Raw genomic sequence first — 19,781 nt, 5'->3', positions numbered from 1 at the left:
GGCCCCGGATCTGGTCCGGGGCGGTTGCTCTTCACATTGAGGATCCTTGAGCCACGCCCGAGGGTCACCACAGAACGCTGTCAGGCCTCCAGCATCCGGCGCAGCAGCTCCACGTCCTCGGCGATCTGGCTGTCGGTGAGCTTGAGCTCCTCGACCTTCTTCACCGCGTGGATCACCGTGGTGTGGTCGCGGCCGCCGAACTTGCGCCCGATCTCCGGCAGGCTCTTCGAGGTCAGAGTCTTCGCGAGGAACATCGCCACCTGACGCGGGCGGGCGATGGCGCGGGCGCGCCGCGCAGACAGAAGGTCGTTCATGCGCAGATTGTAGTGGTCCGCGACCTTCCGGATGATCTCCTCGATGGTCACCTTGCGCTCGGAGGCGCGCAGCAGGTCGGCGAGGCATTCCTGCGTCATGTCCATGTCGATCTCGCGCCCCACCAGCGAGGCGAAAGCGAAGAGGCGGGTGAGCGCCCCCTCCAGCACGCGCACGTTGGTGGAGATCCGGTGCGCAAGGAACTCGATCACGCCGTGATTGATCTTAACGCTCGGATGCTGGAGGAGCTGCGCCTCCAGCTTCGACTGCAGGATGCCGAGGCGCAGCTCGTAGTCGGTCGGGTGCAGGTCGGCAACGAGGCCCCATTGCAGCCGCGACTTGATCCGCTCCTCGATCCCCTCGATCTCCCCCGGTGCGCGGTCGGCGGAGATGATGACCTGCTTGTTCTGGTCGATCAACGCATTGAATGTGTGAAAGAATTCCTCCTGCGTCGAATCCTTGCCCGCGATGAACTGCACGTCGTCGACCATCAGCACGTCGACCGAGCGGAACATCTGCTTGAAGCTGATCGTGTCGCGGAAGCGCAGCGCCTGCACGAAGCGGTACATGAACTGCTCGGCGGAGAGATACAGCACACGGAAGCCCGGATTCTCCTCCTGCAGCTTCCACGCGATCGCGTGCATTAGGTGCGTCTTGCCGAGGCCGACGCCACCGTAGAGGAAGAGGGGGTTGAACGTGACCTCGCCCCCCTCGCCGACCCGTCGCGCCGCCGCATGGGCGAGCTCGTTTGGCTTGCCGACCACGAAGCTGTCGAAGGTGAAGCGCGGGTCGAGCGGGGAGCCCGGAAGCTCCTCCTCACCCGTGGTGACGGCCGCCGGTTTCGGCGCGCCGTTCTCCTGCTCCACCGCGGCCTTCTGCGGGGTGGCAGGGGCCACGGTGAAGTTCAGCCGCGTGACCTCGTAGCCTTCGCGCACGAAGGATGAGCGGATGCGCTCACCGTAGTTCCGCTCGACCCAGCGGCCGATGAAGGTGGTGGGTGCCGCGAAATGCGCAGTGCCCGAATCGATGCGGTCGAGCGAGAGCGGGTCGATCCAGCTCTGATAGGCCTCCTGGCCGATCGCCGACTTCATATCCGTGCAAATGCGCCCCCAGGCCTCGATATCAGACATTGTCCGTCCCATTGTCACAATTCGACGTTGGCCGGACCCGGGCGGGCGGAGCCGGCAGGCTTTTTGTCCCTCGGGGGCGTTGATGGCCCCCCCTTGGGTCAGGTTTGTCGCCAGGGCAATGAATGGGCCTTCCACCCGTTCATCGACCCCCTGTGCGCGTCGCTGTCCAGGTCTCCCTCAAAACCCTCGGCGACATTGATGCAGCGAACGGAGATGCCTGCCTGCTCCGCCGTCTGCGATACCGCACGGGCCGCGTCGTCAGATCGCGCGCCCGAACGGCAGATGAAGAGAATCGTGTCGGGAAGCGTGCCGCCCAGTTCGGCGGTGACGTCCTCGACGAAGGTGGGATTGACGGACATGTCGGGGTAGCTGCGCCATTCGGCCAGCGCCATCCGGTTGCCGGTGCTCCTCAGATCGGGGATGCCGACGAAGGACCATTCCGGCTTCGTCCTGACATCTACGAGCGCGGCCGTCGCATCGCCCCTGAGCGCCTCATACGCTTCTGGTGGGGTCATCTGCTCGATCTGCGACACGCCTTGCTCCTCCCGGTCGTTGCGACTCTCGTTCTTGGTCCGCAGAACCTACGCCGAGTCGGAAGTGCAACACAAGAGGAAGTGGAGCGCCCGGTGGGGCGTTTCCATTTTATAGTTCAGATGCTTAAGTTGTGCACAAGTATTGGTTGCATCTGCTGATGCGATATAAAAAGCCGATACTAAAGGTGCGAATGCGGCGGGGCTCACCGACTTCCAAGATTACGTCCGGGTCACGATTCGAACAACGGGACCGAAGAGTGAACGCCTGTTGTGCGCCGGAGCGTGGCCGAAAAGCCATTGAATGCACTGCAAAAAGAAAGGGCGCATCAGCGGATGCGCCCGACATGCAGCGATACGGGCCCGATGGGCCCGCGGGATCATGCCATCGACTTCACGCGGTGCGCGAGGCGGGAGATCTTCCGCGAGGCGGTGTTCTTGTGCAGCACGCCCTTGGTGACGCCACGCATCACTTCCGGCTGGGCCGCTTGCAGCGCCTGCTGAGCCGCGGTCTGGTCGCCACCTGCGATGGCTTCCTCGACCTTGCGCAGGAAGGTGCGGATGCGCGAGCGGCGCGCTTTGTTGACGTCGGTGCGGCGCTCGATCTGGCGCACGCGCTTCTTTGCGGACGGCGAATTTGCCATGTCTGATTCCGGTCTCTTTTTACAAGATGAGCCGCGCTCTTACTCCCGCGGCCCACGGGTGTCAACGTTCCGTCTTACTGGTCGCGGAACTTCGCGGTGCGCTTTTCAACGAAGGCCGACATGCCCTCGGCCTGATCCTCCGTCGCGAAGAGCGAGTGGAAGACGCGGCGCTCGTAGAGCAGCCCCTCGCGCTGGGTCGTCTCATAGGCGCGGTTCACCGATTCCTTGACCGCCATGACGGCGAGCTGGGATTTCTCCGCGATCTTGCCCGCGGTCTTCAGCGCCTCGTCCACGAGGTCCTTGGCCGGCACGATGCGGGAGACGAGGCCGGCGCGCTCGGCCTCCTCGGCCTCCATGAAGCGACCGGTGAGGTTCATCTCCATCGCCTTCGACTTGCCCACGATGCGGGTGAGCCGCTGGGTGCCGCCGATCCCCGCCATGACGCCGAGATTGATCTCCGGCTGGCCGAACTTCGCGGTGTCGGACGCGATGATGAAGTCGCACATCATCGCAAGCTCACACCCCCCGCCGAGCGCGAAGCCCGACACGGCCGCGATGATCGGCTTGCGCGTCCGGGTGATCGCCTCGGTCTGCGGTGTGAAGTAGTCCGTGCCGAACATGTCGACGAAGGACTTCTCCGCCATCTCCTTCACATCGGCCCCGGCAGCGAACGCCTTCTCCGAGCCGGTGATGACGATGGCCCGCACGTCGTCGTCCTTGTCCCAGGCGGCGAGCACGTCGGCGAGTTCGGTGAGGAGCTGCCCGTTCAGGGCGTTCAGCGCGTCGGGGCGGTTGAGCCGGATGAGCCCCACGTCATCCGTCACCTCGACGATCAGCATCTCGTAGGCCATGCGAATGTCCCTTTTCGGTTGCCTGCGGCGCGTTGTCCCGGGATTTGAAGGCCTCACGGGGTGATTGCAAGGTGTTTCAGTTCCTATCGCTGACATGCGGGACAGTGTAAGGAGGACCGGCCCGACTGCACGTCGCGCACGACCGTGCCGCCACAGCCCGGCGTCCGGCACGCCTCGCCCTCCCGCCCGTAGACCGCGAAAGAGTGTTGAAAATAGCCCAGTTCCCCGTCGGCCTGCCGGTAATCCCTGAGCGAGGATCCGCCGGCGGCGATGGCATCCTCCAGCGTTTCGCGGATATGCCCCGCGAGGTCGGAAATCTGACGTTTCGTCAGGTCCCGCGCGAGCCGGAGGGGGCTGATCCCCGACCGCCACAGCGCCTCGCACACGTAGATATTGCCGAGCCCCGCCACGATTCGCTGGTCGAGCAGGGCGGATTTGATCGGCGTCCAACGCCCCTCCAGCTTCTCCGCCAGGTACGCCGCGGAAAAGGCGTTGTCGAAGGGTTCGGGCCCCAGCACCGCGATCAGCTTGTGCGCCTCCACCGCATCCGTCGCGACCAGATCCATCGCGCCGAAACGCCGGGCGTCGTTGAAGGTCACACGGGTCCCGTCCTCGATGTCGAAGACGACGTGATCGTGCTTCTCTGGCGCCGGGTGATGGTGGTGGAACGCGCCCGGCACGCTCGTCCCCGACGGCCCCGCGATCAGCATCCGACCCGACATGCCCAGATGCACGATCAGTGTCTCCGCCCGGTCAAGCTCCGCCAGGATGTATTTCGCCCGCCGCCTCAGCCGCGTGACCCGCGCGCCGGTCAGCCGCTCCGCCATGCCGTCCGGAAACGGCCAGCGCAGGTCGGGGCGGCGCACGTCGGCGCGCGTGATTACGCGCCCCTCCATCACGGGGACCAGACCCCGGCGCACGGTCTCCACCTCGGGCAGTTCTGGCATCGATCGGGCTCGCTCAATCTCGGAAGAGCCCTGATCTAAGCCCCTCGCGCGGCAGGCGCAATCGACGCGACCCCACACCGCGCTTTCCAATCCCGCGCCAATCGCTAGGTTGCGGGGCGAAGCGACCGCAGGAGCCCCCCATGGCCGAGACCGAGAAGACCACCCATTTCGGCTATCAGGATGTGCCGGAAGGGGAAAAGGCCGAGCGGGTCCACGGCGTCTTCACATCCGTCGCCTCGAAATACGACATCATGAACGACGTGATGAGCGTCGGCATCCACCGCCTGTGGAAGGATGCGATGATGGACTGGCTGGCGCCGCGCCCGCACCAGCACCTCCTCGACGTGGCGGGTGGCACCGGCGACATCGCGTTCCGCTTCCTCAAGCGCGGCGGCGGGCAGGCCACCGTCTGCGACATGACGGAATCGATGCTGGAGGCCGGCAAGCAGAGGCCCGAGGCGCAGGGCGCCCCGATGGAATGGGTCGTGGGCGACGCCATGGCGCTGCCCTTCGCCGACAACAGCTTCGACGTCTACACGATCAGCTTCGGCATCCGGAACGTGACCCGGCCCGAGGATGCGCTGGCCGAGGCGTTCCGCGTCCTTAAGCCCGGCGGCCGCTTCCTGTGCCTGGAGTTCAGCCAGATCCCCAACGACCTGCTGCAGCGGCTCTACGACGCCTACTCCTTCAACGTCATCCCGGCGATGGGCCAGGCGATCGCGCAGGACCGCGAGAGCTACCAGTACCTCGTCGAGTCGATCCGCAAGTTCCCCGATCAGGAGAGCTTCGCCACCCTGATCCGGCAGGCGGGCTTCGAGAACGTACGCTACCGCAACCTCTCCATGGGGATCGCCTGCCTGCACAGCGGGTGGAAGATTTGAACCCTGTCTCCAACCTCTGGCGACTGATCCGGACCGGCGCGACCTTCCAGCGGACCGGTGCGCTCGACTATGCCATGCGTCAGTTCGGGGCGCCCGGCAGCCTGCGGATCACGGCGAAGGTGCTGATGTGGCCGGTGCAGTGGCTGGGCGAGCGGGGCGACCCGGCGCAGCCGCCCGTCGTGCGCGCGATCACAGCGCTCGGCCCGTCCTACATCAAGTTCGGGCAGATCCTCTCCACCCGCCCCGATGTGACCGGGCCGGAGCTGAGCCGCGAGCTCAAGATCCTGCAGGACAAGCTCCCGCCCTTCCCTATGGATGCCGCCCGGCGCGAGGTAGAGCGGGAGCTTGGCGCGCCGGTGGAGGCGCTCTTCATCGAGTTCTCCCAACCCGTCGCCGCCGCCTCCATCGCGCAGGTCCACCGCGCCCGCCGCGCCGACACGGGGGAGGAGGTGGCGGTGAAGATCCGCCGCCCCGGCATCGCCCGCGCCTTCGACCGCGACATCCAGGCGTTCTACTTCGTCGCCCGTACCATCGAGCTGCTCGCACCCAAGGCCCGCAGGCTGAAGCCGACGCAGGTCATCGCCCACTTCCACGGCGTCGTGAAGCAGGAGCTCGACTTCCGCCTCGAAGCCTCCGCCGCCGCCGAGTTCGGCGCGAATGTGGAGAAGGACGAGGGCTTCCGCATCCCGCAGGTCATCTGGCCCCTGTCATCCGAGACGGTGCTGACCTCGCAATGGGTAAGCGGCACGCAGATGGGCGATCTGGAGGGCCTGCGCGCCAGCGGCATCGACATGAAGGCCATGGGCGCGCGCGTCGTCCAGGTCTTCCTCAACCACGCCCTGCGCGACGGCTATTTCCACGCCGACATGCACCAGGGCAACCTCAAGGTCGGGCCCGATGGCGATCTGATCGCCCTCGATTTCGGCATTATGGGCCGGATCGACGCCTATACCCGCCGCGTCTTCGCCGAGATCGTCTACGGCTTCCTCCGCCAGAACTACCGCCGCGTGGCCGAGGTGCATTTCGAGGCGGGCTATGTCCCGCCCGACCGCGACATCGACGAGTTCGCCCAGGCGCTGCGCACCGTGGCCGAGCCGATCTTCGGGCAGGACGCCTCCCGCATCTCGATGGCGAAGCTGCTCGCCCATCTCTTCGATGTGACCGAGCGCTTCGGGATGGAGACGCAGACCCAGCTCATCCTGCTGCAGCGAACCATGGTGGTGGTGGAGGGCGTGGGCCGCTCGCTCGACCCGCACATGAACATGTGGCAGGTCGCGCGCCCCGTCGTCGAGCGCTACATCCGCGACAATCTCGGCCCCCGCGCCGTGGCTCGCGATCTGGCGGAGACGGTGCGCATCCTCTCCCGCTTCGGGCCGTTGCTGCCGCGGATGGCCGAGGCCGCACTCATCCGCACCAACAACCCGGTGGAGGATGAGGACGACCCGCAGGCGCGCCGCCGCTCCCGCCGCCGGGGGCGTGCTGCCTGGGCGCTGGCCGGGATGGCGATGGGGGCCGCGATCGCGCTTACCTCCGTCTGGCTCGCGCAAGCGCTCTGAGCTCGGCCTCCAGCGCCGGTCGATAAGCCGCATCCCCCCGCTCGATCCGCCATTGGCAGTGGCACGCCATCCGCCAATGCATCGCCGCCCGGACCGGGGGCGGGGGCAGGGGACCGTAGGCTGCAGCGAAGGCTTGCCGCTCCGCCCCGGTCAGCGCCCGCTCGCGCCCGAGGATCTGCATCGCGGGCGACAGGAACAGCATCACGTCGTGCGCGGTGGGCCCTGCCGCCGGGCACTGCCAGTCAATCAGGGCGAGGCCCTCCGGCCCCTCGATCAGGTTCCCCGGCACCGGATCGCTATGCAGCAGCGCCCGGCCCGCGAGCTTCACACGCGGCGGCGCCAGCGCCGCCAGCCCACGGTCCCGACACTGCGCGAGGATCGCGAACCCCTCACCCACCGGATCACACCCGCGCACCGGCAACCCCACCGGCGCCGCGCGCCCGTGCAGCCGCCGCAACAGCCGCCCCACCGCGGCGGCATCGCCGCCCCAGGGCCGCCCCTCGACATACGATGTCAGGATCGCACCGCCCGCCAGCCCGGGCTCCCAGCCCGCGAGCTCTGGCGCGAGGCCCGTCCTGGCCAGCGCCACCAGCGCCCGCCGCTCCGCCGCCGGATCCCGCGGAAACAGCAGCGCCGGATCGCCCGACGGATGGCGCAGCGTCAGCGCTCGCTCGCCGCTGCGAACCCGCCACGCGCAATTCGTCCGCCCGCGCGGCAGGCGCTCCACGGCCTCCACGGGCCAGCCGCGGGACCGCAAGGCGGAAAGCAGTGCCTCCGGTGTCACTCGACGATCAGCTTGACCTGCATGCCCGGCGCCAGGACCTGCCCGGGGCCGAGCCGGTTGATGAGGCGGAAATACTGCTCCGCCGCCCCCTCGACCTTCATTCGCTGCGCAAGCGAGGGCACGTTCTCGCCCGCGCGCACCGTATGCACCTCGATCCGCCGCGGGGCGAGGTCGGCCTGCTGCGCCGCCGGGATCGGGGAGAGGCTGCGCACCGCCGCCCGCAGCCGGTCGAGCGCGCCCGGATCCTGCCGCGGCGCGCCGATGACGAAGCGCGCGACGAGGTCGTCCAGCACGATGGAATAGAGCTGCTGATCCACCAGCGTGCCCTCGAAATCGAGCGTCATGTCGATCACCGCCGCCCGCGCTTCTCCGATCGTGGTCGTCTGCGGCCGCTCCGGCAGCGCGGTCAGCAGCTTCGGATCGATCTCCGCCAGCAGGTCGATGACGTAGGGCTGGGGCGCGCGCCCCCGGTCCCGCGGCACCACGTCGAACAGGACGAAGGCGCCGGTCTCGCTCTCCGCCAGCACCGCGCCGGGGCCGAGATAGGGCAGGAAGCCGCTCGGCAGCAGGAAGGACAGGTCGAGCGACGGATGGATCCACCGCCCGCCGCGCACGAAGCCGTTCTCCCCGGTCTCCCCCCAGACCACGCCGTCGATGGCCGCGAGGTGATCGCCCCGCTCCTGCGCGCCGTTCCCCGCGGCGGACGCGAGCCGCCGCGCCTCCTCCTGCCGCGTACCGGTCCCCGGATGGCTGGCGAGGAAATCCACCTGCTCCATCATCTGGCTGGTGCCGAAGGACAGCGCGCGTGTGCTCGCAAAATCGCTCATGGCGGTCAGCAGCCGCTCCTGCCCTCGCGGGTCGTAGCCCGAGCGCACCATGAGGTCGAAACCGATCCGGTCCGCCTCAAGCTCCTGCTGGCGGGAATAGGCCGCCAGTCCGCCGAGTGCGTTCTCCAGCGTGTCCTGCGCCGTCGCCGCCGCCCGATCGGGGTCGGAGATCCGGCCGGCGGCCACCCAGCCGTTCTCGATATCGCGCGCGGCCTGCTGCCGGCGCGCGCTGAAGCTCTCGCTATGACCGGCGGCGAGATGCGCGATCTCGTGCCCGATCACCGCGGCCAGCTCCGCCTCGTCATTGGCGAGCGTCGCAATCCCGCGGGTGACGTAGACCGTCCCGCCCGGCACGGCGAAGGCATTGAGCTCCCCGCTGTTGAGCAGGCGAAAGCGCCACTGATCCGCCTCCGCATCCCGGGTCTGTGCCGCGATCCGCGTCCCGATCTCCCGCACATGGGCGGCGAGCGGCCCCGTCTCGATCACGCCGCCATATTGCGCGATCAGGAACTCTTCCTCGCTCGACAGTCCGGCGAAGCGATCCTGCTCCCAGGCGGTGCCGGAGGCACAGGCCCCGAGCACGAGCAGTGCGAGCGCGGCAAAGAGCCGGTGGACCATCAGTCAACTCCTGCGGGAGGTTTCAGCCCCTAAATACGTAAAGCGTTGCGCCGCGCTGCAAAAGGGCGCATTTGAACACAGGGTGGAGTACCGGCCCGGCCCCGTGGCTCAACTGGATAGAGCAGCCCCCTCCTAAGGGGCAGGTTGCAGGTTCGAATCCTGCCGGGGTCACCACCGATCCGTGCGGAGAACACCATGACCGAGCTGGAAAAGATGCTCGCCGGTCAGCCCTACCGGCCCGGCGATGCGCAACTTGCCGAGATGCGGGCGGCCGCCCAGCGGCTGATGAAGCGCTACAACGCCACGACGCTCGACGATGCCACGCTGCGGCGGGAGATCCTAGACGAGCTCTTGGGCTCCCTCGGCGAGCGCGGGGCGATCCGCACGCCGTTTTCGGTGGATTACGGCGCACATATCCATCTCGGTGACGACGTGTTCATGAACTATGGCTGCGTGCTGCTCGACGTCTGCGAGATCCGCATCGGCGATGGCACCCAGATCGGGCCCGGTGTGCAGATCTATGCCGCCGACCACCCGCGCGAGCCCGAGATCCGGGCGCAGGGCCTCGAATGCGGCAAGCCCGTCATCATCGGGCGAAACGTCTGGATCGGCGGGCACGCGATCATCGTGCCGGGCGTCACCGTGGGCGATGACGCGATCATCGGGGCGGGCAGCGCGGTGACGCGCGACGTGCCTGCCGGCGCCACCGTCGCCGGCAACCCAGCCCGCCCGATCTGAGCGTTCGTTGCAATCCGGGGGCGACGCCGCGTCACTGGCCGGCGCGCCCGCCCGGCACACCTTCCGAAGCAGCCAATCGCCACATTCGGGAGACGCCCATGCTGTCCGGTTTCATCGCAATCAACGCCACGCTCGCGGGTGTGACCCTCGGCCTTGCTGCCGGAACGGCCCTCGCGGTCGGGGCGCACGGCGCAATGCTGCTCGATCCGCGGAGCGGGAAGTGATGGTCAATCCGGTCCGTCTCGCCGCCAACGCAGCGGCACATACGGCCGCGGGCGCTGTCTTCGGCGTCGTCCTCGTTCTGGCCGCCTGCACGGTGGCGCAGACCGCGAAGGTCGCGCTCACCGGTCCGTTCGGGGGTAGCCGCCGGCCGGAGCCGCCGACACACCCGACACCACCCGAGGGTTAAAGCCCCTCGGGCTGGCCCACCACGACGAAGGTCAGCGCTTCGGGATCCAGGATGCGCTCGGCCACCCGATCGAGGTCCTCCAGCGTCACCGCCTCGATCAGGTCGTTGCGCGTGAGCGTGTAATCGATCGGCAGCCCGGCATCCTGCAGCCCCACGAGGATCCGCGCGATGCTCGCATTGCTGTCGAAGCGCAGCGGGTAGGCGCCGGTCAGGAAGCGCTTGGCCGCGTCCAGCTCCTCCTCGGTCACGCCGTCTGCGCGCATCCGCTCCCACTCGGCCCGAACGATGTCGATCGCCTCGGCCACCGTCCCGTTCGCCGAGGCGACGGAGCCGAGATAGAGCGGCCCGTCCTCCAGCGTCGCAAGGAACGTCGAGATGCCATAGGTCAGCCCGCGCTCGACCCGCACCTCCTCGGTCAGGCGCGAGCTGAACCCGCCGCCGCCCAGGATGTGGTTGAGCACGAAGGCCGGGACGAAGTCGGGATCGTCGCGCGCGATGCCGCCATGGCCGAACAGCGTCTGGCTCTGCGGGCTCGGCAGCGGCACGACCACCGTGTCGCCGGTAAAGCGCAGGTCGACCGGCTCGGGCGCGCGCCCGCCGCCCTCCGGCAGACCGTCGAGCATGGTGTCGACAAGCTCCGACGCCTCCTCCGGCGTCACGTCGCCGACCACGGCGATCATGGCTGCGTCGCGCGTGATCACGCGCTCATGCGTCTCGCGCAGCACCTCCACGGTCATGCCCGCGATGCTCGCCGGCGTCCCATCGGTCGGGCGGCTGTAGGGATGCCCCGGGAAGGCGAGGTCGAAGAAGGTGCGCGAGGCGATCTCGTCCGGATCCGTCTCGTTCGACCGCACGATGGAGCTCATCTGCGCCCGCAGCCGCTCCACCGCATCCGCATCGAAGCGCGGCTCGGTCAGCGCTAGGTTCACCAGCTCGGCCACCTCGATCCGGTTCTCCCGCAGCATGGTGGCGGAGACGGAGAACCGCTCCCGCGAGGTGTCGAAGCCCATCCGCGCGGCCAGCTCCTCCGACGCGCGGGCAAAGCCGCTGGCATCGTAGGGCCCCGCGCCCTCGTTCAGGAGGCCCGCGACCATCATCGCGGCCCCTTCGAAGCCATCCGGGTCGAGCGCCGCGCCGCCTTCGATGATGACCTCGACGCTGACGATCGGGATCGTGTCCTCCTGCTGCAGCCAGAAGGTCAGCCCGCCGGGCGTCGTAACCTCCTCGATCTCGATCTGCGCGGTGGCAGCGACCGGGGCGAGGAGGGCTGCGGCGGTCAGAAGCGCGCGGATCATTCCGTCACCTCCGGCTCACCGATGCGCAGCTCCGCGGTGACGGAGGAGGTTTCGTTGAACACCTCGCGCGCCACGCGGGTGATGTCGTCTGCCGTCACCTCGGCCAGCACATCGGGCCAGGCGAGCACATCCTCCACCGTCAGGCCCGAGGTCAGCGCCGTGCCGAAGGCCCGCGCCAGCCCCTGCTGATCGTCCCGCGCATAGATCTCGGAGGCCGCGATTTGCGTCTTGATCCGGGCGAGGTGCTCCAGGTCCGGCCCATCCTCCAGGAACCCGAGGATGGCCGTGTCCATCGCCGCCTCGGCCTCCTCCAGCGATACACCGGCGGTCGGCACCACGTAGACGCCGAAACTGGCGCTATCGAGCGCGGTGCCGTTGTAGAACGCCCCGCTGCTCACCGCGATCTGCTGTTCCAGCTCCAGCGACTGGGAGAGGACGGAGGTGATGCCCCCGCCCAACAGTTCCGCGAGGATCGTGAGCGCCGCCGCATCCTCCTGCGCACCGGCGTCCCGCTCGGGTGCGAGGTAGTTGCGCAGCACATAAGGCTGGCGCACCCGCGGATCCTCCACGACGACACGCCGGGCGGCAGCCTGCACGGGCTCGCGCGGGCGCACCCGCTCGGGCAGATCGTCGGAGGGCTCGAGCGGGCCGTAATGCTCCTCGGCCAGCGCCACGACCTCATCCAGCGTCACGTCGCCCGCCACGATCAGGATCGCGTTGTTAGGCGCGTAGTAGCGGGCGTAGAACTCCAGCGCGTCCTCGCGCGTCAGCTCGCGGATCTCGTGCTCCCACCCGATGATCGGGATGCCGTAGGGGTGGTTCTGGTAGAGCGCAGCATTCCGCTGCTCCCCCAGGATCGCGCCGGGATTGCTGTCCACGCGGCTCTTGCGCTCCTCAAGGATCACGGCGCGTTCGGGCCGCCAGACCTCCTCGGAGATCACGAGGTCGCGCATCCGATCGGCCTCCATGTCCATCACGAGGTCGAGCCGGTCCGCGGCGATCCGCTGGAAATAGCCGGTATAGTCCCAGGAGGTGAAGGCGTTGTCCCGCCCCCCATTGGCCGCGATGATCTGGGAGAACTGCCCCTCCGGGATCTCGTCCGTGCCCTTGAACATCAGGTGTTCGAGGTAATGCGCGATGCCGGACTTGCCCGGCGGCTCGTCGGCGGCACCGACGCGATACCACACCATGTGCGTGACCACCGGCGCGCGGTGGTCCGGAATGACGACGATCTCCATCCCGTTGTCGAGGGTGTGGGTGGACACCTCGGCCTCCTCCGCAGCCCAGAGGGCACCGGGAAGAAGCGCGAACGCGGCAAGCAGGCGGGACATGCGGGTCAAGGGCAGGCTCCGTTCGGATAAACGCAAGATCGAGAAATGGCCTCTCCGCCCGGCCGGACAAGCCCGCGGGCTATTGCGTCGCGGTCTCTTGATCGAGTGGGGCGACCGGGGTCACGGCTTCGGGATAGACCTCCCGCAGGCGCAGAACCTCGGCCACGGGGTCGAGTTGCTGGTCGCGGTAGGGGTTCGTGAAACTGGCGAGCGCCCGGCCCACGGGGCCGTCGCTGCGCCCGTCGATGAGCTGCTGGTGCTCGGCCTCCACCTGCGCGCGGATGTCATCGGGCACGTCCGTGGCACCGGCCGCGGCCAGGAACGCCTGCTCGCCCGCGCTGGCGGATGCGCCACCGCTTGCGGGCGCGGCACCCAGCGCCTGGGCCACCAGGGTGTCGACCTGCGGTTCCACGCGGCTCGGCGCGCCGGGAGTGGGAGCGGGCAGGGCGCGGATGTCCGGCGGCACCTCCAGCGGCGCGCGCTCGATTACCAGGAACTCGTCCGGGCCGCCTGCGCGCACGTTGAGCCGTTCGAAAAGGCTCCGCTCCTCGTCCACATCATCGCCGCAGGCCGTGAGCGTCAGGGCCGCCGTCGCCAGCAGTCCCGCACGCAGAAGTATCGTCATCCGTCCCATGCCCGATCCATACGTTGTTCGCCCCGGCCCGTCACGCCTTATCCTGCGTCCGTCCGCTGACCACGATCAGCAGCGCCGCGCCGGCGAAGATGAATACGTCCGCCACGTTGAAGGTGTACGGATTGCGGATGCCGCAGCAGCTCATGTTGAGGTAGTCCGCCACCGCGCCGTATTGCAGGCGGTCCCACACGTTGCCGATCGCCCCGCCGATGACGAGGCCGCAGCCCACCGCCATCCACAGCCCCGCCTGCTGACGCCCCCACCACAGAAGCCAGCCGCAGATGCCGACCGCGATGGCGATCAGGATCCAGCGCGCCGCGTCGTCGTTTCCGGCGAAGAGCCCGAAATTGATCCCCCGGTTCCAGCCCATTGCGAAGTTGAGGTAGGGGTCCACCACCTCGATGAAGCCCCGCTCCCGCAGGTTCAGCCAGTGCACGATCCACACCTTCGACAGGCGATCGAGCGCGAAGGCGATGAGTGCCACGATCAGGATGCGCTTCAGGGCCAAGGCGTCCTCCGGTTTGCGAGCCCGCAGATTGCCCGCCGACCGGCCGGGGTCAAGGGGAGCGCTGCGGCGGGTCCGCCTCCGGCGGGCGTATTTGACGGAAAGATGAAGATCAGTGCCGGAAATGGCGCATGCCGGTGAGGACCATGGCGAGCCCCGCCTCGTCGGCCGCCGCGATGACCTCCTCGTCGCGCATCGAGCCGCCGGGCTGGATTACCGCCGTCGCCCCGGCCGCCGCTGCGGCGAGTAACCCGTCCGCGAAGGGGAAGAAGGCGTCGGAGGCGACGACGGCGCCCTTCGCGAGCGGCGTGTCGAGGCCCAGCACCTCAGCCATATCCTCCGACTTGCGGGCTGCGATGCGGGAGGAATCCACCCGGCTCATCTGCCCGGCCCCGATACCGACCGTCGCGCCGTCCTTCGCATAGACGATGGCGTTCGACTTCACGTGCTTCGCCACCCGCCAGGCGAAGAGCAGGTCGGCGAGCTCCGCTTCCGACGGCTGCCGCTTCGTGACCACTTTCAGGTCCGCCGCCGCGATCCGCCCCGCATCCCGGTCCTGCACCAGATAGCCGCCCGCCACCTGCTTCCACATCCGCCCCGGCGCCGCCGGATCGGGCAGACCGTCGGTGAGGAGCAGCCTGAGGTTCTTCTTCTTGCTGAAAATATCCACGGCACCGTCGTCCGCGCCGGGCGCGATCACCACTTCCGTGAAGATCCCGGTGATCGCCTCCGCCGTTTCCGCATCCAGCGGCCGGTTCAGCGCGATGATCCCGCCGAAGGCCGAGGTGCGGTCGCAGTCGAAGGCGCGCGCGTAAGCCTCCGCGAGCGTCGCACCGGTCGCCACGCCGCAGGGATTGGCGTGCTTGATGATCGCACAGGCGGGTGCCTCGCCCCCGAACTCGGCCACCAGTTCCACCGCCGCATCGGTGTCGTTGATGTTGTTGTAGCTCAGCTCCTTGCCCTGCACCTGCCGCGCGGTCGCCACGCCGGGCCGGGCGGAGCCGTCGGTGTAAAAGGCCGCCCGCTGGTGCGGGTTTTCGCCGTAGCGCAGGGTCTGCGCGAGCCGCCCGGCCGCCGACCGCCGCTCCGGCACATCGACACCCACGGCCTCCGCCATCCAGCCGGAGACCGCGGCGTCATAGGCCGCCGTCCGCGCATAGGCGCGCTGGGCCATCGCCTTGCGAAAGCCGATGCCGGTCTGGCCGTCCTTGGTCCCCAACTCTTTCAGCAGCGCCGGATAGCTCTCGGGGTCCACGATTACGGTCACGTCGCCATGGTTCTTCGCCGCTGCTCGGATCATCGCGGGGCCGCCGATATCGATGTTCTCGATGCAGGTGTCGTAGTCGGCCCCGGCGGCCACCGTCTCCTCGAACGGGTAGAGATTGACCACCAGCAGATCGATCGCCGCGATCCCGTGCGCCTCCATCGCCGCCACATGCCCCGCGTCGTCCCGCAGGGCGAGGAGCCCGCCATGGACCATCGGGTGCAGCGTCTTCACCCGCCCGTCCATCATCTCGGGAAAGCCCGTCAGGTCGCTGACGTCGCGCACCTCCAGCCCCGCCTCGCGCAGCGCCTTCGCCGTGCCGCCGGTGGAGACCAGCTCCACCCCCCGTGCCGCCAGCGCCTGCCCCAGCTCCACCAGCCCCGTCTTGTCGGACACGGAAATCAGGGCGCGGCGCAGCGGCGCGAGGTCTTTGGTCATGGGAAGGTCCTTCAGTCAGCCAGGTCGCGGCGCGCCGGCCCGTCCTCCTCGACCCGCCGGAACGCCCAGTTGATGCGGCTCGCATAATCCATCGCCTCGGCGGTGACCACGATTTGTTGCGTCAGCCGCGGGTTCAGGCGCCGTCGGTCGAGATAGGTGGACGGCTCGAGGCTCAGCTCACCGCCCGATTGGCGGAACACCCAGATTTCGCCCGAGGGCAGGGTGAGGCTCACCGCTTCCCCGCCGAGGTCGAGAGACGTCTCCACGTCGGGGTGAATGTGGAAGCGCGCGCGCCAGGGCAGCGTGCCCTGCTCCCGCCGGCGGGCGAAGCGCGCCCGCTCCCGGCTCGACTGGGCAGACAGCGTGTCCTCCCCGCGCAGATCGCCGCCATCGGGGCTCATGAAGAGCCGCCGCTCGTGGTGCAAACCGAAGCTCGCGGAATAGCCGTCATGGGTGCCGAGCGCCCAGAAGCCGGAGCGATCCACCGCCCGCTCCACCGCCACCACCTGCGGTCCGTCGATGAGCGTCGCGCCCTCCGCCCGGCCGAAGACGTTGAGCGGCGTGAACTGCGCCATCGGGGTCGCATCGATCTCCACCGTCGAATGGGCCGCCGTCTCCCGCGCCCGCTCGCGCCAGTCCGCGCCGAACGCATCGCCGGGGCCCTGGTTCACGATCAGCGGACGACGGCCTGAGGTCATCTCGAAGGACAGCGTCCCGGCATGGGAGCGCAGCCCGTCCGGGCCGCTCGGCGGGGCCGCCGCATCCATCACCACCACCGTCCGACCGGAGGCGAGGCGCGCATAACCCATCATGGTCTTGGCCCGCTCGGCGGAGCGCACGCCGCTCTCGGCCAGGCTCAGATCCAGAAGCCCCTCCGTTCCGCGGCCGCCGCCGTTGAACCGCGCAAGCGCCCCGTCGCCCAGCCGCAGGCCGCGCAGCGTCGGCGCGATCCGCTCGATCGCGTCGAGATGGGCCTGATCGGGCGCGTGCCCGGCCTCGCGCTGGGCATGGGCGGCCCAGATCAGCGCGGTGAAGACCTCCAGCAGCTCCTCCGGGTTGCGGGAGCGGACGCCGCCATCGGGCCCCAGGCTCGCGCAGGCCTTCGACAGCCCGCGGCGCGCGCCCTTCAGCAGCCCCTCCGCCCCCTCCAGCGAGATCGCGGCGTAGATCAGCCCGGTCAGCGCCTCGATCCGCGGCAGGCCCTGCGCGGCGTCCGGCCAGGCATGGGCGAGGTAGGCCACCTGCCGCCCGAGGCTCTTGAAGAACTTGTGGCTCTCTGCCCGCTCCTGCCCCTTCAGCACGAAGGGCGCGTGGCTGATCCAGCGGATCAGGCGGCGGCCCGTCAGATGCGGATACCAGCCCGGTCCGCGGGCCGCGCCGTAGCGGTCGATCCACAGCCACAGCCACTCCTGCGCCAGCGCGCGCGCCTTCGGATCGGTGGCCGCGGCGAAATCGTCGAGCCATTCGAAGCCATGCACGGCGAAGGTGAAATGGATCGAGGGTTGCGGCACGTCCCAGATGGTGAGGCCCGGCGCCTCCACCAGTTCGCCGTTGAACAGGAAGTTCCCGGCCTCCATCTGCCGCGCCCGGGCGGCGGAGCCGATGGCCCGCGGCTCGGGCTGCGTCGTGATCGCCTTGATCCGCCCGGCGAGCGCCGACCGCCACGCCTGCAGCTTGTTGTCCGCGGCGCGTGCGCGCGTGCCAAGGGAGGATCGGGCCATGTCCGGTGCCGTCAATCTGAGCGATAGGCGCACCCAATCGCGGCACGCGCTCCTGTCATGCCTCGTTTCGCGGCAAGGGCGCAAGCGCGCGGGCGGCTGCGAGGCCGCCGATGCCCCCAAGGCTTATGTCCTCAAATCGTGTTGGTGCAGAAGTGTCGCGATTTGTTGCGCAAAGGCGACAGGGCGCGGTCAGCCCGCCCGCCGCAACCGTGCGATGTAGAACCCGTCCATGCCGCCGCGTTCGGCCCAGTAATCGGGCCGCAGCTGCAGGGCGCCTTCCACGGACCAGTGTGCCTCACCGCCCAGGGCCTCCGCATCGATCGGGTCGAGCGACCACTCCGGATGCCCCTCCAGGAACCGCGCTACGGGTACTTCGCCCTCGGAGGGGAGCAGCGAGCAGGTGCAGAACACCAGCCGCCCTCCGGGCCGGACCCACTCCGCCGCCCGCTTCAGCAGGTCACGTTGCAGCGCGGTCAGCGCCTTGTTCTCCTCCCCCGTCTTGACGAAGGGCAGGTCGGGATGCCGCCGGATCGTCCCCGTGGCCGTGCAGGGCGCATCGAGCAGCACCGCGTCGAAGGGTGCGTCAGGCTGCCATGTCAGCGCATCGGCCTCCACGATCTCCGCCGTCAGCCCGGTGCGCGCCAGGTTCTCCCGCACCCGCTTCAGCCGTGCGCCGCTCACGTCGAGTGCCGTGACCTCGGCCCCCGCGGCGGCGAGCTGCATCGTCTTGCCGCCGGGAGCGGCGCACAGATCGAGCACGTGTTCGCCGGCCTCCGCCCCGAGCACCCGGGCGGGCAAGGCGGCGGCGGCGTCCTGCACCCACCACGCGCCCTCGGCATAGCCGGGCAGGGCGCTCACCTGTCCGCCGTCGATCCGCCGCGAGCCCGTCGGCAGGTCCACGCCCGGCAGCCCTTCCACCGGTGTGCGCAGCGTCAGGTCCAGAGCGGCCCCGGCCGCATGCGCCGCCTCCATCGCCGCAACGCCCTCTTCGCCATAGGCCCGGACGAGCGGCTTTCGCAGCCAATGCGGCAGGCGCTGCGGCTCCATCTCGGCCCAGATCTCCGCCCCTTCCCGGCTCACGTTCCGGGCGACGGCGTTCACGAGCCCCTTCAGATGCTGCGTCTTCCGGTTCGCCCGCACCGCGTTCACCGCCGCATCCACGGCGGCATGGGGCGCGACACCTTCCACCAGCATCTCCGCCGCCGCGATGCGCAGCGCGTGCATCGCCCGCGCCGGCGGCCGCTTGCCGAGGAACTGGTCGAGCAGGACATCCAGCGGCTCCAGATGCCGCAGCACGGTCAACGCAAGCGCCTGCGCCCGCGCCCGCTCCCCCGGCTCCAGCCGTTCAAGCCGCGGCAGCAGGTCCGACAGCATCCGCCGCTCCCGCAGCACGCCGTCCAGCAGATCCGCTGCCGCCAGCCGCGCCGCGAGCCCCGGCGCCAGCTTCGGCGCCGCCTTCGCGCCGCTCACCGCGTGCGCCGGACGGTGGGGATAGAGCTCTGGCGGGGCACCGCGCCGGTAAAGGCGGGGTCGTCGGCGAGTTTCATGAGGGCGTCGATCCGGTTGTTCACGTTGGGATGGGTGGAGAACAGATTGTCCGCCCCACGTCCAGACAGCGGATTGATGATGAACATGTGCGCGGTCGCCGGATTGGCCTCCGCCGTCTCCATCTCCTGCCGCTGGGCGCCGCCCGCGATCTTGCGCAGCGCATTGGCCAGCCCCATCGGATCCCGCGCGATGATCGCGCCCTGCTTGTCCGCCGAGTATTCCCGCGTCCGGCTGATGAGCATCTGGATCAGCATCGCGGCCACCGGCGCAAACAGCGCCGCGATCAGCACGCCCACCACGCCGAGCGGCCCGCGGTCGCGCCCGCCGCCGAAAAACAGTCCGAACTGCGCCAGCATCGACACCGCACCGCCGACCGTCGCGGCCACCGTCATGATCAGCGTGTCGCGGTTCTTGATGTGGGCAAGCTCATGCGCCATCACGCCCCGCAGCTCGTCCTGGGTCAGCAGCCGCAGGATGCCGGTGGTCGCGGCCACCGCCGCATTCTCCGGATTTCGCCCCGTGGCGAAGGCGTTCGGCTGCTCCTCCCGGATCAGGTAGATCGCGGGCATCGGCATGTCGGCGTTACGCGCCAGTTCCTCGACCATGTCGTAGAGCTCGGGGATCGATTGCCGCGTCACCGGCTCCGCATGATGCATCTTCAGCATCGCCTTGTCGGAGTTCCAGTAGGCGAACGCGTTCGTGCCCAGCGCGAACAGGAAGGCGATCGCCATCCCGCCCGTTCCGCCCAGCAGGTACCCCACCCCCATGAAGAGGGCCGTCATCGCGGCCAGCAGCATCCCGGTCTTGACGTAGTTCAT

General features: G+C 69.0%; 20 protein-coding genes and 1 tRNA gene. 6 read left to right on the top strand and 15 right to left on the bottom strand.

Annotated features, from left to right (window positions below):
* Positions 1-80 precede the first annotated feature (80 nt).
* From dnaA to mutM, 5 genes are all read right to left on the bottom strand, one after another.
* On the bottom strand, positions 81-1,442 hold the full coding sequence (dnaA, locus tag I0K15_RS08525; RefSeq protein ID WP_196105014.1) for a chromosomal replication initiator protein DnaA: 1,362 nt from the start codon (positions 1,440-1,442) through the stop codon (positions 81-83).
* Positions 1,443-1,540: 98 nt separating this feature from the next.
* A complete protein-coding gene (locus tag I0K15_RS08520) occupies positions 1,541-1,975 on the bottom strand; it encodes a rhodanese-like domain-containing protein (RefSeq protein ID WP_230374355.1) in 435 nt (144 codons plus the stop codon).
* A 377-nt stretch (positions 1,976-2,352) separates the two neighbouring features.
* Positions 2,353-2,616 carry a 30S ribosomal protein S20 gene (gene rpsT / locus I0K15_RS08515; RefSeq protein WP_196105013.1) on the bottom strand — a complete coding sequence of 88 codons (264 nt, stop codon included), beginning with the start codon at positions 2,614-2,616 and terminating at the stop codon, positions 2,353-2,355.
* Positions 2,617-2,690: 74 nt separating this feature from the next.
* Positions 2,691-3,467 (bottom strand): enoyl-CoA hydratase, encoded by a 777-nt coding sequence (locus I0K15_RS08510; RefSeq protein WP_196105012.1) that lies wholly within the window; start codon positions 3,465-3,467, stop codon positions 2,691-2,693.
* 83 nt (positions 3,468-3,550) lie between these two features.
* Positions 3,551-4,414: a bifunctional DNA-formamidopyrimidine glycosylase/DNA-(apurinic or apyrimidinic site) lyase gene (gene mutM, locus I0K15_RS08505; protein ID WP_196105011.1), complete on the bottom strand. Its 864-nt coding sequence runs from the start codon at positions 4,412-4,414 to the stop codon at positions 3,551-3,553.
* Between the two features lie 140 nt (positions 4,415-4,554).
* Between mutM and ubiE the strand changes: the two genes are divergently transcribed.
* Together ubiE and ubiB are read left to right on the top strand one after the other, a co-directional pair.
* Positions 4,555-5,295 carry a bifunctional demethylmenaquinone methyltransferase/2-methoxy-6-polyprenyl-1,4-benzoquinol methylase UbiE gene (gene ubiE, locus I0K15_RS08500; protein ID WP_196105010.1) on the top strand — a complete coding sequence of 247 codons (741 nt, stop codon included), beginning with the start codon at positions 4,555-4,557 and terminating at the stop codon, positions 5,293-5,295.
* The gene (ubiB, locus tag I0K15_RS08495; RefSeq protein WP_196105009.1) at positions 5,292-6,851 is read left to right on the top strand and encodes a 2-polyprenylphenol 6-hydroxylase; all 1,560 of its coding nucleotides are present in this window, start codon (positions 5,292-5,294) and stop codon (positions 6,849-6,851) included. Before ubiE ends, ubiB begins: the two co-directional genes overlap by 4 nt.
* On the opposite strand, the gene I0K15_RS08490 is transcribed toward ubiB, so the two are convergent.
* Together I0K15_RS08490 and I0K15_RS08485 are read right to left on the bottom strand one after the other, a co-directional pair.
* Positions 6,820-7,635 (bottom strand): phosphotransferase, encoded by an 816-nt coding sequence (locus I0K15_RS08490; RefSeq protein WP_196105008.1) that lies wholly within the window; start codon positions 7,633-7,635, stop codon positions 6,820-6,822. The genes ubiB and I0K15_RS08490 overlap by 32 nt on opposite strands.
* Positions 7,632-9,080 carry a M48 family metalloprotease gene (locus I0K15_RS08485; RefSeq protein ID WP_196105007.1) on the bottom strand — a complete coding sequence of 483 codons (1,449 nt, stop codon included), beginning with the start codon at positions 9,078-9,080 and terminating at the stop codon, positions 7,632-7,634. The genes I0K15_RS08490 and I0K15_RS08485 overlap by 4 nt, the downstream gene beginning before the upstream one ends.
* A gap of 97 nt (positions 9,081-9,177) precedes the next feature.
* Here I0K15_RS08485 and I0K15_RS08480 point away from each other — a divergent pair.
* From I0K15_RS08480 to I0K15_RS08470, 4 genes are all read left to right on the top strand, one after another.
* Positions 9,178-9,254, top strand: a tRNA-Arg gene (locus I0K15_RS08480).
* Positions 9,255-9,275: 21 nt separating this feature from the next.
* Positions 9,276-9,818 (top strand): sugar O-acetyltransferase, encoded by a 543-nt coding sequence (locus I0K15_RS08475; RefSeq protein WP_196105006.1) that lies wholly within the window; start codon positions 9,276-9,278, stop codon positions 9,816-9,818.
* A 98-nt stretch (positions 9,819-9,916) separates the two neighbouring features.
* Positions 9,917-10,042, top strand: a complete 126-nt coding sequence (locus I0K15_RS21175) for a hypothetical protein (protein ID WP_277882914.1) — start codon at positions 9,917-9,919, stop codon at positions 10,040-10,042.
* Positions 10,042-10,227, top strand: coding sequence for a hypothetical protein (locus I0K15_RS08470; protein WP_196105005.1), 186 nt, complete (start codon positions 10,042-10,044; stop codon positions 10,225-10,227). The genes I0K15_RS21175 and I0K15_RS08470 overlap by 1 nt, the downstream gene beginning before the upstream one ends.
* On the opposite strand, the gene I0K15_RS08465 is transcribed toward I0K15_RS08470, so the two are convergent.
* The 8 genes from I0K15_RS08465 to htpX all read right to left on the bottom strand — a co-directional run bounded on the left by I0K15_RS08465 (position 10,224) and on the right by htpX (position 19,781).
* A complete protein-coding gene (locus I0K15_RS08465) occupies positions 10,224-11,522 on the bottom strand; it encodes a M16 family metallopeptidase (protein WP_196105004.1) in 1,299 nt (432 codons plus the stop codon). The genes I0K15_RS08470 and I0K15_RS08465 overlap by 4 nt on opposite strands.
* A complete protein-coding gene (locus I0K15_RS08460) occupies positions 11,519-12,853 on the bottom strand; it encodes a M16 family metallopeptidase (RefSeq protein ID WP_196105420.1) in 1,335 nt (444 codons plus the stop codon). Before I0K15_RS08460 ends, I0K15_RS08465 begins: the two co-directional genes overlap by 4 nt.
* Positions 12,854-12,932: 79 nt before the next feature.
* Positions 12,933-13,478: a DUF3035 domain-containing protein gene (locus I0K15_RS08455; protein ID WP_196105003.1), complete on the bottom strand. Its 546-nt coding sequence runs from the start codon at positions 13,476-13,478 to the stop codon at positions 12,933-12,935.
* A 40-nt stretch (positions 13,479-13,518) separates the two neighbouring features.
* Complete coding sequence (lspA, locus tag I0K15_RS08450) at positions 13,519-13,995, bottom strand: signal peptidase II (RefSeq protein WP_230374354.1); 477 nt, start codon at positions 13,993-13,995, stop codon at positions 13,519-13,521.
* Positions 13,996-14,104: 109 nt separating this feature from the next.
* The gene (gene purH, locus I0K15_RS08445) at positions 14,105-15,694 is read right to left on the bottom strand and encodes a bifunctional phosphoribosylaminoimidazolecarboxamide formyltransferase/IMP cyclohydrolase (protein ID WP_196105002.1); all 1,590 of its coding nucleotides are present in this window, start codon (positions 15,692-15,694) and stop codon (positions 14,105-14,107) included.
* Between the two features lie 11 nt (positions 15,695-15,705).
* Positions 15,706-17,415: a heparinase II/III family protein gene (locus tag I0K15_RS08440; RefSeq protein ID WP_196105001.1), complete on the bottom strand. Its 1,710-nt coding sequence runs from the start codon at positions 17,413-17,415 to the stop codon at positions 15,706-15,708.
* A gap of 189 nt (positions 17,416-17,604) precedes the next feature.
* Positions 17,605-18,885 (bottom strand): RsmB/NOP family class I SAM-dependent RNA methyltransferase, encoded by a 1,281-nt coding sequence (locus tag I0K15_RS08435; RefSeq protein ID WP_422394009.1) that lies wholly within the window; start codon positions 18,883-18,885, stop codon positions 17,605-17,607.
* On the bottom strand, positions 18,882-19,781 hold the full coding sequence (gene htpX / locus I0K15_RS08430) for a zinc metalloprotease HtpX (RefSeq protein ID WP_196105000.1): 900 nt from the start codon (positions 19,779-19,781) through the stop codon (positions 18,882-18,884). Before htpX ends, I0K15_RS08435 begins: the two co-directional genes overlap by 4 nt.

Source organism: Pontivivens ytuae (assembly GCF_015679265.1).
GTDB classification, from domain to species: Bacteria; Pseudomonadota; Alphaproteobacteria; order Rhodobacterales; family Rhodobacteraceae; genus Pontivivens; species Pontivivens ytuae.
This window is presented reverse-complemented; position numbering and strand designations above follow the sequence as displayed.